Here is a 13,609-nt window from a genome sequence, read left to right on the forward strand (position 1 = left end):
TCTGCCTCTCCTTTACGCGCTCACGCGAACTCCGCCAGGGCGCCGCCCCAGGTGAGACCGCCGCCGAAGCCCACCATCAGCACGCGGCTGCCGGGGCCCACCTTGCCCATGTCCTCCAGCTCGCTGAGGACCAGGGGGATGCTGGCGGCGGAGGTGTTGCCGTACTCCTGGATGTTCTTGTAGTACTTCTCCGGCGGGATGTGGTACTTCCGCACCGCCAGATCGATGATGCGGGCGTTGGCCTGATGGAAGACGAAGAAGTCCACGTCCTCCACGGTCTTCCCCGCCTTTTTCAGCACCGCGTCGATGCAGGCGGGCACCGCCTCTACGGCGAACTTGAAGACTTTGGTGCCCTCCATGTGGATGAAGGACCGCTCGCCGCTCTCCGCGCCGGGGAGGCGCAGCAGCTCGTCGTCGCCGCGGCTGCCCATCACCGCGCCGATGGAGGGCCAGCCTTCGCCGCACTCCACCACCGCCGCGCCGGCGCCGTCGCCGAACAGGATGCAGGTGGAGCGGTCCTCCCAGTTGATCAGGCGGCTCAGCTCCTCGGCGCCCACCACCAGACCCAATTTCCGGGGGGAGGCGTTGAGCATGCACTCCATGGTGTGGAGGGCGAACAGGAAGCCGGTGCAGGCGGCGCTGAGGTCAAAGCAGGGGATGTCCTCCGGAAGGCCCAGCTCCCGCTGGAGCACGCAGGCGGCGGAGGGCACCAGATCGTGGGCGGACACGGTGGCCACGATGCAGGCGCCGATCTGGTCCGGGGCGACCCCGGCCTTCTTCAGGGCGGCCTTCGCCGCCTCCACGCAGAGGGTGGAGTGATTTTCCGTGGTGCAGTGGTGGCGGTGCTGGATACCGGTGCGGCTGGTGATCCACTCGTCGCTGGTCTCCACGATCCTGGCCATGTCCTGGTTGGTGACCACGTGGGCCGGGACGCAGCGGCCTGTGCCGCGAATCTTGATTCCGTTCATCATTTGGACGCTCCGCTCTCTTTCCGGGGCGCGGGGGCTCCCATCTTTCTGAATTTCTGATACCGCCTGGCCGCCAGCTCCTTGCCGCTGAGCTTCTCCAGCTCCGCCAGATTGCGGCGGAGGGCCAGATCCACGTAGGCCAGGGCCGTCTCCGGGTCCGTGTGGGCGCCGCCCTCCGGCTCGGGGATGATGCCGTCGATGATGCCCAGCGTCTTCAGGTCCGGAGCCGTCAGCTTCATCATCTCGCAGGCCTCGGCGTGGCGGCCGGAGTCCTTCCACAGGATGGAGGCGAAGCCCTCCGGGGACAGGATGGCGTACACGGCGTTCTCCAGCATCAGCACCCGGTCGGCCACTGCCAGGGCCAGGGCGCCGCCGCTGTTGCCCTCGCCGGTGATGACGGCGATGACGGGCACGGTGAGACGGCTCATCTCAAACAGGTTCCGGGCGATGGCCTCGCCCTGACCCCGCTCCTCGGCCTCCAGGCCGGGATAGGCGCCGGCGGTATCGATGAAGGTGAAGATGGGGCGGCGGAACTTCTCCGCCTGGCGCATGAGCCGCAGGGCCTTGCGGTAGCCCTCGGGGCCGGGCATGCCGAAGTTGCAGGCCACGTTCTCCTTCAGGTTCCGGCCCTTGCGGGTGCCGATGACGGTGACGGGACGGCCGTGGAACATGGCCACGCCGCCCAGGATGGCGGCGTCCTCGCCGCACAGCCGGTCGCCCCGGCACTCGAAGAAATCGGGGAACAGGGCGTCGATATAGTCAACGATATTGGGCCGGTGGGGGTTTCTGGCGATGGACACCCGCTGGGCCGCAGTCAATTCATTCATTTCCGGTCTCCTTTACTGTGCAGCCGCAGCAGCTGCTCCAGGGTGTCCCGCAGCTCCTTCCGGGGCACCACCCGGTCCACGAAGCCGTGGGTCTCCTGAAACTCCGCCCGCTGGAAGCCCTCCGGCAGGGTCTGGCCGATGGTCTGCTGGATCACCCGGGGTCCGGCGAAGCCGATGAGGGCGCCGGGCTCCGCCAGGATGATGTCGCCCAGGGACGCGAAGCTGGCGGTGACGCCGCCGGTGGTGGGGTTGGTCATGACGGAGATGAACAGCAGGCCCTTCTCGGAGAACCGCTCCATGGCGGCGCTGGTCTTGGCCATCTGCATCAGGGACAGGATGCCCTCCTGCATCCGGGCGCCGCCGCTGGCGGCGAACAGGATCAGGGGCAGCTGGTTCTTGGCGGCGTACTCCGTGGCCAGAGTGATCTTCTCGCCCACGGCGGCGCTCATGGAGCCCATCATAAATCGGCTGTCCAGCACGCCCACCACGCACTTCTGGCCGCCGATGGTGCCCAGGGCGGTGACGGCGGCCTCGTTCATACCGGTCTTCCGCTGGGCCGCCGCCAGCTTCTCCCGGTAGCCGGGGAAGTTCAGGGGATCTCCGGCGGGGTATTTCTCATTCAGCTCCCGGAAGGAACCGGGATCCAGGACCATGCTGAGGCGGTGATAGCCGCCCACGGGGAAGTGATGGCCGCACACGGGGCAGACATACAGATTCTCCGTCAGCTCCTTCCGGCCGCTCTCCTGGCCGCACTTGGGACATTTCAACGGGCTGTCGGCGGGCACATAGCTGTCCCGCATGGCCTTGGTCGCCAGCAGCCGCTCCCGGCGCTTGGCAAAGATGCTGTTCACGCTGTTACCTCCTTATACGGGTCATCCAAACACAGCCGTCGGACAGGAAACGGTGTTTGGTCAGTCGTTCTCATGGGAAGCGGAGGTCCGGCGCCTCCGCGTGTTCTCCCCCGCTCCGCTCCGGCGCGCGTCTCCGTGCGGCAAATCGCAGGGAGTGCTCTCCATGGCGCCCGCGGAATGGGGCGGGAAATTTTTCCGCCGGAGAGGACCCTCTCCGGCGGACTGGGATCAATCAGGCGTTGTGGCTCTCCAGATATTTCAGGACGTCGCCCACGGTCTTCATCTCGGCCAGAGCGCTGTCCTCGATCTTCACGCCAACGGCCTCCTCCAGAGCCATGGCCAGCTCCACGGAAGCCAGGGAATCGGCGCCCAGATCGTCCGCCAGGGAAGCCTCGGGAGTGACCTGCTCGGCGTCGCAGCCCAGGGTCTCCACGATGATGTCGCGTACCTTCTCGAATTCCATATTGATAGTCTCCTTTTTTATTCTGTAAATTTAATAAAATTATTTTAATTAAAATTATTTAAGTAAAATAATCGAGCATATTGTAACGGCACATTTCCTGTTTGTCAAGAAAAATTTTCCGGCAAAACGATTACTCAGCAAAAGAAGCAACGGATGGAGGGCCGAACAGTCCTCCATCCGTCATTTTTCCATATGATCCGCCGCTCAGGAGTCCTGTTTCTCCTGCTCCAGCCGGTCCATGACCCGGTTGTAACCGTCGGCGCCGTAGACCAGGCACCGCCGCACCCGGGTGATGGTAGCGGAGGAGACGCCGGTCTCCCCGTTGATGGCGCTGAAGGTCTCGCCCTTCCGGAGCATCCGGGCCACCATCCACCGCTGGGCCATGGCCTGGATCTCCCCCACGGTGCACAGGTCGTCGAAGAACCGGTAGCAGTCCTCCCGGTCCCTCAGGGAGAGGATGGCGTCGTAGAGGCTGTCCGTCATCTCGGATTGGATCTTGCTGTCATACATGATATCGTCCCCGCTTTCCAAATGCCTCCGCCGGAAGCTTCAGTGTAATAGCGTAATACATTGATGACAGAATAGCAGACTTTTCCCCCGGTGTCAATCCGCTCCGGGCGCGATTTGGGACAAAGGTGCAATTCCTAATTCCTAACTCCTAATTCCTAATTCCGTCAGCGTCAGTTCCGCTTGCATATTTCCGTCCGATATGTTAGGATTGTGCGGAAAAGTGAAAAAGGAGTTGAATGCTCATGGAAAAACTGAAACCCCGCACCCTGTCCGGCTTCATGGAGCTGCTGCCCGCTCCTCAGCAGCAGATGGAGCGGATGATGGAGATCCTGCGGAAAAACTACGCCCTGTTCGGCTTCACCCCCCTGGACACGCCGGTGATCGAATCCGCCGAGGTGCTGTTGGCCAAGGGCGGCGGCGAGACGGAGAAGCAGATCTACCGCTTCCAGAAGGGCGACAGCGATCTGGCCCTGCGCTTTGACCTGACGGTGCCCCTGGCGAAATACGTGGCACTGCACTATAACGAGCTGTCCTTCCCCTTCCGCCGGTTCCAGATCGGCAAGGTCTACCGGGGTGAGCGGGCCCAGCGGGGCCGGTTCCGGGAGTTCTATCAGGCGGACATTGACGTCATCGGCGACGGCAAGCTGGACATCGTCAACGACGCGGAGATCCCCAGCATCATCTACCGGACCTTCCGGGACTTCGGCCTGAAGCGGTTCCAGATCCGGGTGAACAACCGGAAGATCCTCAACGGCTTCTACGCCATGCTGGGCCTGACGGAGAAGTCCGGCGACATCATGCGCACCGTGGACAAGCTGGACAAGATCGGCCCGGAGAAGGTGAAGCTGATCCTGGTGGAGGACTTCGCCGTGGCGGAGTCTGACGCGGACGAAATCCTGCGGTTCATCGCCATCAAGGGCACCAATGAGGAGGTCCTGGCGTCGCTGGAGGGCTACCGGGGCCGCAGCGAGATGTTCGACCGGGGCCTGGACGAGCTGACCACCGTCACCAAGTATCTGGCGGACTTCGGCGTCCCGGCGGAGAACTTCGCCGTGGACCTGACCATCGCCCGGGGCCTGGACTACTACACCGGCACGGTGTACGAAACCACGCTGCTGGACCATCCGGAGATCGGCTCCGTCTGCTCCGGCGGCCGGTACGACAATCTGGCGGAGTACTACACCGATAAGCAGCTGCCCGGCGTGGGCATCTCCATCGGCCTGACCCGGCTGTTCTACGTGCTGGGCGAGCAGGGGCTGCTGAATCCCGCCCTGCCCACGGCCCCCGCCGACGTGCTGATCCTGCCCATGAGCGGCGATCTGGCCCCCGCCGTGGCCCTGGCCACCACCCTGCGGGACGCGGGCATCCGCACCCAGCTGTACAACGAGCAGAAGAAGTTCAAGCAGAAGATCGGCTACGCCGACAAGCTGGGCATCCCCTACGTGGTGTTCCTGGGCGAGGACGAGATCAAGGCCGGGGTGGTGTCCTGTAAGGACATGGCCACCGGTGCCCAGCAGACCCTGTCCCCCGCCGACGTGGCGGCGTACATCCGGGCGGGCCTGGTGGAGAAGAACGCCGGCAGCGTCATCCTGGAGAAGTAAACCCAAAAAACGATACGCGCAAAGCGCCCCCCGGAATCCCGGGGGGCGCTCATTTCATATGTTCAGGCATCGGGCACGGCCATCTGGAAGCTCTCCCAGGTGTGCTGCGCCGCCTCCACGCTCTGCCAGGTCATCTCCGCCGCCTCGCATTCCTCCCAGGTGAGGTAGCGGAGGTAGAACTCCGTCTCCAGATGGCAGGGCAGAATGTCCAGAATGATGCTCTGAATTTTCTCAAACTCCGCCGGCTCTCCCACCACGCCGGGGAAGACGACGCGAATCCGTCCCTCTCCCAGCTCCACGGCCCGGGCCAGGATACCGCAGCCGCTGATGGCCTGGTCGATACCCTCCGGCGTCAGACTGCCGCCGTTGATGGCCAGCAGGGCGTGGATGGCCTGCCGCCGCAGGGCGGTGGTGGGGGCGGCGGGACGGCGGGCGAACAGGGCCTCCCGGCGGGACAGGCCCTCGTCCTCCGCCGTGGCGGTGAGGGCCTCCCGCTCCGCGTGCTCCAGGGCCTCGTCCACCTGGTCCAGACCCGCCCCCAGCGCCCACAGGGCGCTCTCGTTCAGGGTGCCCGCCGACAGGTCATAGACCCCCAGAGGCCCCAGCAGGGCCTTCAGAAATTCCGCGTACCGGGCCATGTCACCCCTCCATCTCCGTCACCGTCAGGGCGCCCAGCACCGGCAGCACCGTGACGGAGGGCGATACGTCGGCGGCGGGGGACAGAATGTGGTAATTGGCCACGCCCTCCGCGTCGAAGACGCGCCGTCCCAGCTCCGCCAGCAGGACGCCCTTTCCCAGCCGTCCGCCGGTGAAATAGCCCGTCACGGCGGTCTCCACCCGCTCCTTCACGTCGGAGAACGCCGCGCCGCCGTCCACCGCCAGTTCCACCGCCACGTCCACCGTCCGGACCTCCGGGGCCTTCACTTCCACGTTCACGGCGATCTCCCGCCGCTGCTGAAGGTCCGCCCGGACCTCCTCCAGCAGACCGTCCTCCGGCACGCCGCCGGGGGCGGCGATGTACACGTCCACGGTGCCGGTGCCCCGGGCCCGGCCCACGGCGCGGGCCGCCGCCACGCCGTCGTGGCTCATGGCCGTCTCCTCGTACCAGGCGGCGTTGGCCCCGTTGGGAAGACGGCGGTAGCTGTCCAGAATGCGCTCCCGCAGGGCCTCGTCCGTCTCCGCGTCGCAGCCGCCGGTGAAGGCGGCGGGATTGGCGCAGGCGGTGACGCCCACGGGACAGGCGGTCAGCACCGTCACGGCGCCCGCCGCCGCGTTGCCGGAGGCCCCGGCCTCCACCGCCTCCGCCGGGATGTCCACCCACAGCGCCCCCGCCGCCAGCACGCCGGACTGGGTGGTCTGGAACCGGGTCTCCCCCGGGGTCATGCACACCGTCCCGGCCTCGATGGTCCGGTCCGCGGACCCGGCGCTGTCCACGCTGAACCGCAGGACGCCCCGGGCCTTCACGGCGGGCATCCGGCTCAGTCCCCGGGCGGCGGCGTGATAGTCCAGATACACGCCCTCCGCCGTCTGGGGAAAGCTCTGGTCCAGCACCCAGTCCGCCTGGATGGACAGGGCCTGCAATTCCGCCGCCGCGGCGTACAGCCGTACCGCCAGGTCGCAGGAGTCCTCCGCCGCGTACCCCGCCCGCTGGGCGAAGGTCTCCAGCAGGGACTGATAGATCTCCTCCACTGTTTTCAAACTCTCGTCCTCCTCGCCGTCACACCGGCACCTCCACATCCACGGACAGCGTCCGGCCCTCCCAGACCAGTTCCGCCGTCACGGTGACGGCGCCGCTGCCGCGGTCCGTCAGGGCCACGGACGCCACCCGCAGTCCCGTCTCCTCCGACAGGGCCTCCGTCACGTACTGGACGGCGGCGCTCTGCCGCTGGGGCGGAGGGATGCTGCCCAGCCGCCACAGCCGGCTGCCGAACTCCGGCAGGATGGGGAATCTCCCCCGCCGGGCCGTCAGCCGGAACAGCACCCGCTGGAGCAGGGCCTCCGTCCCCTCCGTCCGGACCACGCCTCCCAGGCCGTCGGCGATGTAATCGCCATCCCGCAGCTTCGCCGCCATGGTCCTCACTCCTCTCCGGCGTTGCAGCCGTGTCCGTTGATGCGCAGCTCTCCCTCCACGCTGACCACGGTGCCCTTCAGGTCGATGCGCCCACCGGAGTGGAGCCAGACGGAGGCCTTCCCGGCGTGGAGATACACGTCTCCCGCCTGCATGCCTGCGGGAATGTCCGCCTGCTTCATTCCGGCCACGCACTGTTCCTCGCCGCCGGGGCCGCCCTTGATCACCAGCACCGTGCCGCCGCTCTCCGGCATCCACACGTAGCCGCCGGGGCCGAACACCGGCAGCTGCCGCACCTCGCCCCGGGTCACCACGCCCGCGCTGTCCCCGGAGATGGTGGTGACGCCCAGATCGGCGTCCGCCGTGGTCCGGGGCTGTTTTCCCTGTTCTGCCAGCCACATATTGAACCTCCCGTTTGGTTCCAGATTTTCTCACCCCTGCCGCTCCTTCAGCGTCAGGGTGGTGGTCTCTCCCTCGGCGGAGAGGGTATGCTCCACCGCCGCCACCCGGTAGCTGCCGTACAGGCCGCAGCCGTCCAGGGACAGCTCCGCCGTGTCGCCGGGGTCCGCCTCCACCGTGCCCGGCAGCACCGCCGTCACCACCACCTCGTCCTCCCGGGACCGGGCGATCTGGTACTCTCCGGTGTAGCGCATGGCGGCCCAGGTGCTCTGGCCGGGGGTGTACAGCACCCGGCGGCACTGGCCGCACCGGCGGATGAAGTCCTCGTTCTTCACGCTGTAGGACACGTTCCGCTTCTTGTCGATGACCAGCACCTCGGACAGCACGCCGTAGTGGTTCTCCCGCTTCGTCAGCCGCAGCAGCTGGGTGCCGCCGTCCAGACGCAGCGTCCGGCCCGGCGTCTCCGGCAGGGCGATCATCTCGCCGTCGGCGGCGAAGCGGGGGGAGAAGCCCCCGTAGGTCCGGCAGAAGCCCTCCAATGCCTTCCACTGGCTGGACCCCGCCGCCACGGTGTACACCGACGACGCCCGCAGGTCCGCCATTTGGGTGCAGTGAACGCCGTAGGGCGTCACGTGGTTCCGGACGATCTCCGCCAGAGTGGCCCCCTGATAGGTCAGGGGCCGGGACTCGTTGTCCAGCAGCCGTCCGGCGTGGCCCCGGCCCGCCAGGGTGACGGTACGGCCCGCCGGGGTCTGGCTGATCTCGTACTCGTCCACGAAGCCCTTCAGCACCAGCCGCTCCCCCTCCCAGGCCAGAAAGCTGGAGGCCTTGTGGAGCTTGTCCGCCATGTCCGGCGTGCAGACGCAGGTGACGGAGAAGGCGTCGCAGGGCACGGACCCGGTGCGGAGGATGTCCCACTCCAGCAGGGGCGGCAGCTGCCAGGCGGTCTCCTCGCAGGTGATGATGCGCCCGATCATGGGATCACCACCCTGTTGCCGGGATAGATGAGATTGGGGTTCTTGATCTGGGGATTGGCGGCGATGAGGCTCCGGAGCTTCACGCCGTACCGGTTGGCGATGCCCCACAGGGTGTCGCCCTTCACCACGGTGTACACCGTCTGCGCGCCCGCCGTCTTGCCGCCGCCGGTTCCGGACGCGGGCGTGTGGGCCACCTGGGTCAGTCCGGCGGCGGCTTCGCCGTCCTCCCAGAACTCGAAGGCGTAGCGCACGTAGTCCGGCAGGGGCTCCTCCTCCAGCCGCAGCGTCACGAAATAGGCGCTGGCGGCCTGCCATACCGGATGGATCAGCAGGCCGGGGCCGTCGGAGCGGAACACCTCCTCCAGCTTCCGGAACTCCTCGTAGGCCCCGGTGCCGGTGAAGGTCCCCTCCCCCCGCATGACCCGGCAGGTCAGGCCCAGATCCTGGAGACAGTACCCGCCGAAGGGCACCTTCCGGGCGGCGATCTTCCGCTCCCAGGTGACGGCGCAGGTCTCCGGGTTGTAGGGCCACACGTAGCTCTTGTACCGCATGGGCGTCAGATTCATCCCACACGCTCCTTTCATACTAAAACCTGATGAAAAGCTTGAAAAGCTTTTTATAGCGCAAAGCGCGTCAGGTTTTTATGAGACGCCGAATTGTGCCTCTGCACAATTCGCGCGTGCGCAGCACGCGGGATTCTTGATGAAACTTTTTCATCAAGAATCAGGATCAATACAGCGGATAGCCACCGTCATAGCGGCGGGCGTCCCGCTCGGCGCACCGGGACACCGTCCGGGCGGAGGCCAGGGCCTCCGCCGGTGTCTCTCCCCCGGGCAGCACCGCCAGCACCCCGCCGCCGGAGACGCCGCCCCAGCTATCGGGAGCCGTCCCGCTCCCCGCTGCCGGGGTCCCGGAGACAATGCCGGAGACCGTCCCGGCCCGCCGCCGGGTCCCGGAGCGGTCCGCCGCCGGACCCGCCCCGGTTTCCGTCCCGTCCCCGCCGCCGTCCGCAGGATTCGTCCGCAGGCGGGCGGCCTCCTCCGCCGCTTTTCCCGGGGAGACGGCGTCCGCCGCCATCTCCGTCCGCGGCACGGTCCTCTCCTGCAAGCTCTCCCGCTCCGTCTTCTCCGCCGGGCCGCCGGACAGCAGCCGCCGGAGCTGCTCCCGCTGGCGCAGCAGTTCCCATTGAATGTAGTCCACGGTCACCGCTCCCCCTCCCGCAGCCGGGCGAAGCGTCCGGCGTCGAAGTTGGGGTTCACCCAGGCGGGAGACGGCGCTTCCTGCGCGGCGGGCAGGACGTCCGCCGCCAGGGCGGACAGCAGGGTCTCCATCTCCCGGCAGGTGAGGGCGCCCAGCACGTCGCCGCCGTCGGAGAAGACGGGCTGCCCGTCCCGGAAGCAGCTCTCCGCCAGCACCCAGGCGTTGCAGAGGAGGGCCTGTTCCAGCTCGTCCTCCGTCTGCGAGCGGACCTCCCGGCGGATAGTCAGCAGCCGTCCGGCGGTGAGGGGCCGCAGTTCCTCCACGGCGGCGCTCACGCCGTCACCTCGATGCGTCTGGCGGCGGTGACGGTGATCTTCTCGGCCACCATGGCGTCCAGCTGGCCGGTCTCCTGGATGCCGCTCCACTCGCAGCCGCTGTAGATGACCTTCCGGTCGGGCTTGCAGATGACCAGGGAGAAGTCGGCCAGATCGTAGAAGTTGATGCCGTCGGAGACGGCGTCGTCGGTGGCATAGAGGCGGGTCAGCTCCAGGGTGTACTTCCGCTGGCCGTTGAGGGTAGCCACCGGCTCACTCTCGCCGAAGGCCTCCACCGGCTGGCTGGATTTGGTCGCTTTGGCGGTGTAGCTCTGCACCACGGCCACCTTTTTGCCGTCCAGCTCCAGATAGATGTCCGCGCTGGTAGGAAAACCAATGGTCTCCATATCGTCCTTCCTTTCTGATGGAAAGTATATAAAAAAGAGGAGGAGCCGCGACCCCCGCGCCCCCGGGCGATATTTCCGCTTCGCGGAAACAAGCCCGCCCCCCGCCGCCCGCAGGCGTCGGAATCCCCGCATCCCCCGTCCCGATGTTCCCGCCCGCAGGCGGGAACGAGGCCGCATCCCGCCGCCCGCAGGCGGCGGAATCCGTCCAGGGAGGGGCCAGGGAACCGTAGGTTCCCGGTTTCGCCGGCCGGAGCCGGCGAAATGGCCGGAATCATTTTTTCCGGCGACACTGAGTGCCTCTCCTCGCGGCATAGCCGCTGCGGCCTACGCTGAAAACATGCCACCGGCATGTTTTCTTAACGCTGCGGCGGCGGAAAAAATTCCTCTCAGGGAACCGGAGTGTGCGACCCCCGAAGCCCGGAGGGCGAGGTCTTTCGGGGTCCCCCGCCGCAACCCAGCGGAGCGGTTGCGGTGGGGAGAGGAAGGGCAGCGGAGCGGCGTTCAGAAGGCCTTCTCACGCAGGGCCTTCTGAATGGAGCGCAGCTTGCCCTGACGAGCGCGCAGGTTCCCGGCAATCCTCCCCTCGTCCGAATGCTTGCATTCGGACGAATCACACCGTGATATACGCCCTCAGATAGATCTGGTTCAGCCCGTGGGCCACGGCGAACTGGAAGCTGACGCGGCAGACGGTGGGATCGTCATCATCCGCCGTGACGGCCACGTCGCCGTAGCCGTCGATGATCTCGGCGGCCAGCTTCTTCTCCAGCTCCACGATGACCTGGGAGCGGACGGCCCCCCGGTTCCGGACGGTGTTCTTAGTCCGGACGAACCGGCTGCGCAGGGCGGTGCGGATAGCGGGGATCACGTCGTCCACGATGAGGGTGGTGGTCAGCTCCCGCCAGGTGGCGTCACTGACGCCGCCGGTGGTAGTGCGGGTGGTGATGCCCCGCACCGGGGAGATGACGCCCGCCGCGCTCTCCAGGGGCGTGACGCCGCCCCGCACCAGGGTGTCGATGTCGTTGTCGGTGTAGACGGCGGCAAGGCCCTCCAGGCCGTACAGGGGCACGCCGTTGAGGGGCACCGCCGGGTCGGTCCCGGCGGCGATGGCCCCCGCCAGCGCCGCCGCCGCGAAGACGGCGGGCACCGCGTTCCCGGCGCTGTCCAGACTGTCCGGCCCCACCAGCACCATCCGCTCGGAGTTGAGGCCCGCCGCGTGGGCCACCAGCTCCGACACGCTCTCGCCGTCGCCGCCCACCACGGCCACCCGCTCATGGCGGCAGCCGGAGGCCTCCGTCACGGCGTCCCGCAGCGCCTGATGGACCTCCAGCGCCGGGCTGTCGCAGACGCACACCTGCACGCCCTCCAGCTGGGACAAGGCGTCAAAGGCCGCTTTGTAGTCGTCGGCGGCGCCCGTGTCCGCCACACGCACCGCCGCCACCTCCGTGGCGCCGTTGCGGAACAGCAGCTTCAAAATGGCGCTCATGCCGGGGGAAGCGGCATCGTCCTCGCCGAAGGCCGCGATGCCAGCGGCATAGCCCGTCAGCGTCACCACGGCGCCCACGCCGCCCTTCACCGCCCTGGCCGCCACACCGATGGTCTTGGCGCCCCGGCCTCCGGAGACCACGCCGGAGGTGTCGTAAGAGGAATAGACCCCCGGCCGCTCATGTACCGTTGTACTCAAGTCGTCACGACTCCCTTCAGAATAAAGTGCAGCATCAGGCCGGAGTCCTCCTCCGCCGTCGCTGTGAAGAAGGCCCGGCCCAGGGCGCGGCCCTTCCGCAGGAACATCTGATTGGTCTTGTCCCAGGACACGGCCTCCCAGCTCTGTTGGCCCAGCCGCAGCCCGGCGGGCAGACCGCCGGACAGCAGGGCGTCCGCCGCCCGCTCACACCCCGCCAGACACTCCGCCGCCGTGGGGGCCCGCACCTCCAGGGACAGGGCCACCTCCAGCGTCCTGCCGTACCGCTCCTCCACGGCGCCCGTCACCGGGTCGCAGACCTGCCCCAGATACCGGTCGAAGGCCGCCGGTTTCTCCACGGCCTCCGCCACGTCCACGGCGGTGACGGCCCCGGGATATCGTTTGGCCGGACCGTCGTAGGCGGCCACGGCGGCGAGGCCCGCGGATTCCAGCGTCCGGATCACCGCCGCCGTCACCTGATTCAGCTCCGTCATTCCGCCGCCTCCCGTTCTCTCGTCAATACGCCCCACCAGTGGGACAGCTCCCGTCCGGCGTACACCGCCGCGCAGCTCTCCACCCGGTAGCGCGCGCCGCCGCACTCCACGATGTCGCCGTCCGCCAGGGCCGTTCGGGTGATGCACCGCCACCGGCGGTCGTCCACGGCGCCCAGGCTGGTGACGGCGTAGGGGGCGGCGTCGGCCATGCTCGTGACGGGCTGCAAAAACGCCCGGGCCGTCACGGCGCCGTCCCCATGGCGGACGGTGATCTCCCGGCCGTAGAGGGCCAGCACATTGGCGAACCGCTCCGTCACGTCCGCACCCCCCGGAAGGCGAAGTCGTCGGAGACAACGTAGGGGGCCATCAGGCGCTCGGCCTGGGCCAGCAGCTCCGCCGCGCCGGAGGACGCGCCTCCCTCCCAGCACCGGACGGAAACGTCTCCCGCCGTGAAGGACGTGACGCCGCTGCCGCCGTCCCGGGCGGAGGACGCCCCGGCGGCGGCGGTAAAGGCCGCGGCGCAGATCAGCGCGCTCTCGCAGTCCGGCGGCGCGACGCCGGGGCGGAGACGCGCCCTCCAGGCGGTCTCGGCGGCGGCGCACAGAGGCTCCAGAAGGGCCGTGTCGCCGCCGGTGATGGCGGCGGCCAGGCTCAGAATTCTCTCATGCAAGTGGATCCCTCCCTGAAAAGATCATTCCCATGCCCGGGGGATTGCGGGTTTTCCCCTCGCGGGGGGGGGGGGGGGGGGGGGGGGGGGGGGGGGGGGGGGGGGGGGGGGGGGGGGGGGGGGGGGGGGGGGGGGGGGGGGGGGGGGGGGGGGCTGGGGGGAGCGTGGGTGGAGCACGCCAATTC

General features: G+C 67.8%; 19 protein-coding genes. 1 reads left to right on the forward strand and 18 read right to left on the reverse strand.

Annotated features, from left to right (window positions below):
* Positions 1–20 precede the first annotated feature (20 nt).
* The 5 genes from ACTNBU_RS07210 to ACTNBU_RS07230 all read right to left on the reverse strand — a co-directional run bounded on the left by ACTNBU_RS07210 (position 21) and on the right by ACTNBU_RS07230 (position 3,619).
* Positions 21–971, reverse strand: coding sequence for a beta-ketoacyl-ACP synthase 3 (locus ACTNBU_RS07210; protein WP_441032180.1), 951 nt, complete (start codon positions 969–971; stop codon positions 21–23).
* Complete coding sequence (locus tag ACTNBU_RS07215) at positions 968–1,795, reverse strand: acetyl-CoA carboxylase carboxyltransferase subunit alpha (RefSeq protein ID WP_441032182.1); 828 nt, start codon at positions 1,793–1,795, stop codon at positions 968–970. Before ACTNBU_RS07215 ends, ACTNBU_RS07210 begins: the two co-directional genes overlap by 4 nt.
* A complete protein-coding gene (gene accD, locus ACTNBU_RS07220; protein ID WP_441032184.1) occupies positions 1,792–2,646 on the reverse strand; it encodes an acetyl-CoA carboxylase, carboxyltransferase subunit beta in 855 nt (284 codons plus the stop codon). The genes ACTNBU_RS07215 and accD overlap by 4 nt, the downstream gene beginning before the upstream one ends.
* Before the next feature lie 232 nt (positions 2,647–2,878).
* Positions 2,879–3,109, reverse strand: a complete 231-nt coding sequence (gene acpP / locus ACTNBU_RS07225; RefSeq protein ID WP_441032186.1) for an acyl carrier protein — start codon at positions 3,107–3,109, stop codon at positions 2,879–2,881.
* Between the two features lie 204 nt (positions 3,110–3,313).
* Positions 3,314–3,619, reverse strand: a complete 306-nt coding sequence (locus tag ACTNBU_RS07230) for a YerC/YecD family TrpR-related protein (RefSeq protein ID WP_441032188.1) — start codon at positions 3,617–3,619, stop codon at positions 3,314–3,316.
* Between the two features lie 242 nt (positions 3,620–3,861).
* On the opposite strand from ACTNBU_RS07230, the gene hisS reads away from it, so the two are divergent.
* Positions 3,862–5,220 (forward strand): histidine--tRNA ligase, encoded by a 1,359-nt coding sequence (gene hisS / locus ACTNBU_RS07235; RefSeq protein WP_441032190.1) that lies wholly within the window; start codon positions 3,862–3,864, stop codon positions 5,218–5,220.
* A gap of 62 nt (positions 5,221–5,282) precedes the next feature.
* On the opposite strand, the gene ACTNBU_RS07240 is transcribed toward hisS, so the two are convergent.
* The 13 genes from ACTNBU_RS07240 to ACTNBU_RS07300 form a co-directional block, all read right to left on the reverse strand.
* Positions 5,283–5,858: a hypothetical protein gene (locus ACTNBU_RS07240; protein WP_441032192.1), complete on the reverse strand. Its 576-nt coding sequence runs from the start codon at positions 5,856–5,858 to the stop codon at positions 5,283–5,285.
* 1 nt (position 5,859) lies between these two features.
* Positions 5,860–6,909 (reverse strand): baseplate J/gp47 family protein, encoded by a 1,050-nt coding sequence (locus tag ACTNBU_RS07245; protein WP_441032213.1) that lies wholly within the window; start codon positions 6,907–6,909, stop codon positions 5,860–5,862.
* Positions 6,910–6,937: 28 nt separating this feature from the next.
* Positions 6,938–7,291 (reverse strand): hypothetical protein, encoded by a 354-nt coding sequence (locus ACTNBU_RS07250; RefSeq protein WP_441032194.1) that lies wholly within the window; start codon positions 7,289–7,291, stop codon positions 6,938–6,940.
* Positions 7,292–7,296: 5 nt separating this feature from the next.
* Complete coding sequence (locus tag ACTNBU_RS07255) at positions 7,297–7,689, reverse strand: hypothetical protein (protein ID WP_441032195.1); 393 nt, start codon at positions 7,687–7,689, stop codon at positions 7,297–7,299.
* Positions 7,690–7,719: 30 nt separating this feature from the next.
* A complete protein-coding gene (locus tag ACTNBU_RS07260) occupies positions 7,720–8,664 on the reverse strand; it encodes a hypothetical protein (protein ID WP_441032197.1) in 945 nt (314 codons plus the stop codon).
* On the reverse strand, positions 8,661–9,230 hold the full coding sequence (gene safA, locus ACTNBU_RS07265; protein WP_441032199.1) for a SafA/ExsA family spore coat assembly protein: 570 nt from the start codon (positions 9,228–9,230) through the stop codon (positions 8,661–8,663). Before safA ends, ACTNBU_RS07260 begins: the two co-directional genes overlap by 4 nt.
* Positions 9,231–9,393: 163 nt before the next feature.
* On the reverse strand, positions 9,394–9,864 hold the full coding sequence (locus ACTNBU_RS07270; protein ID WP_441032201.1) for a hypothetical protein: 471 nt from the start codon (positions 9,862–9,864) through the stop codon (positions 9,394–9,396).
* A gap of 2 nt (positions 9,865–9,866) precedes the next feature.
* Positions 9,867–10,199 (reverse strand): hypothetical protein, encoded by a 333-nt coding sequence (locus ACTNBU_RS07275; RefSeq protein ID WP_441032203.1) that lies wholly within the window; start codon positions 10,197–10,199, stop codon positions 9,867–9,869.
* A complete protein-coding gene (locus ACTNBU_RS07280) occupies positions 10,196–10,585 on the reverse strand; it encodes a hypothetical protein (RefSeq protein ID WP_441032204.1) in 390 nt (129 codons plus the stop codon). The genes ACTNBU_RS07275 and ACTNBU_RS07280 overlap by 4 nt, the downstream gene beginning before the upstream one ends.
* A gap of 610 nt (positions 10,586–11,195) precedes the next feature.
* Entirely contained in the window at positions 11,196–12,266 is a 1,071-nt protein-coding gene (locus ACTNBU_RS07285; RefSeq protein WP_441032206.1) for a phage tail sheath C-terminal domain-containing protein, read from the reverse strand.
* A complete protein-coding gene (locus ACTNBU_RS07290; protein ID WP_441032207.1) occupies positions 12,263–12,757 on the reverse strand; it encodes a hypothetical protein in 495 nt (164 codons plus the stop codon). Before ACTNBU_RS07290 ends, ACTNBU_RS07285 begins: the two co-directional genes overlap by 4 nt.
* Positions 12,754–13,074, reverse strand: a complete 321-nt coding sequence (locus ACTNBU_RS07295; protein WP_441032209.1) for a hypothetical protein — start codon at positions 13,072–13,074, stop codon at positions 12,754–12,756. The genes ACTNBU_RS07290 and ACTNBU_RS07295 overlap by 4 nt, the downstream gene beginning before the upstream one ends.
* Complete coding sequence (locus ACTNBU_RS07300; protein WP_441032211.1) at positions 13,071–13,427, reverse strand: hypothetical protein; 357 nt, start codon at positions 13,425–13,427, stop codon at positions 13,071–13,073. The genes ACTNBU_RS07295 and ACTNBU_RS07300 overlap by 4 nt, the downstream gene beginning before the upstream one ends.
* Positions 13,428–13,609: the final 182 nt, after the last annotated feature.

This window comes from Dysosmobacter sp. HCP28S3_G4 (assembly GCF_052065175.1).
In the GTDB taxonomy this organism is placed as follows: Bacteria; Bacillota; Clostridia; order Oscillospirales; family Oscillospiraceae; genus Oscillibacter.

Bases quoted from the DNA above. Each gene is read 5' to 3' on its own strand.
- ACTNBU_RS07210 (WP_441032180.1), bottom strand. From the start codon at position 971: ATGATGAACGGAATCAAGATTCGCGGCACAGGCCGCTGCGTCCCGGCC.
- ACTNBU_RS07215 (WP_441032182.1), bottom strand. From the start codon at position 1,795: ATGAATGAATTGACTGCGGCCCAGCGGGTGTCCATCGCCAGAAACCCC.
- acpP (WP_441032186.1), bottom strand. From the start codon at position 3,109: ATGGAATTCGAGAAGGTACGCGACATCATCGTGGAGACCCTGGGCTGC.
- ACTNBU_RS07230 (WP_441032188.1), bottom strand. From the start codon at position 3,619: ATGTATGACAGCAAGATCCAATCCGAGATGACGGACAGCCTCTACGAC.
- hisS (WP_441032190.1), top strand. From the start codon at position 3,862: ATGGAAAAACTGAAACCCCGCACCCTGTCCGGCTTCATGGAGCTGCTG.
- ACTNBU_RS07240 (WP_441032192.1), bottom strand. From the start codon at position 5,858: ATGGCCCGGTACGCGGAATTTCTGAAGGCCCTGCTGGGGCCTCTGGGG.
- ACTNBU_RS07250 (WP_441032194.1), bottom strand. From the start codon at position 7,291: ATGGCGGCGAAGCTGCGGGATGGCGATTACATCGCCGACGGCCTGGGA.
- ACTNBU_RS07255 (WP_441032195.1), bottom strand. From the start codon at position 7,689: ATGTGGCTGGCAGAACAGGGAAAACAGCCCCGGACCACGGCGGACGCC.
- ACTNBU_RS07260 (WP_441032197.1), bottom strand. From the start codon at position 8,664: ATGATCGGGCGCATCATCACCTGCGAGGAGACCGCCTGGCAGCTGCCG.
- safA (WP_441032199.1), bottom strand. From the start codon at position 9,230: ATGAATCTGACGCCCATGCGGTACAAGAGCTACGTGTGGCCCTACAAC.
- ACTNBU_RS07280 (WP_441032204.1), bottom strand. From the start codon at position 10,585: ATGGAGACCATTGGTTTTCCTACCAGCGCGGACATCTATCTGGAGCTG.
- ACTNBU_RS07290 (WP_441032207.1), bottom strand. From the start codon at position 12,757: ATGACGGAGCTGAATCAGGTGACGGCGGCGGTGATCCGGACGCTGGAA.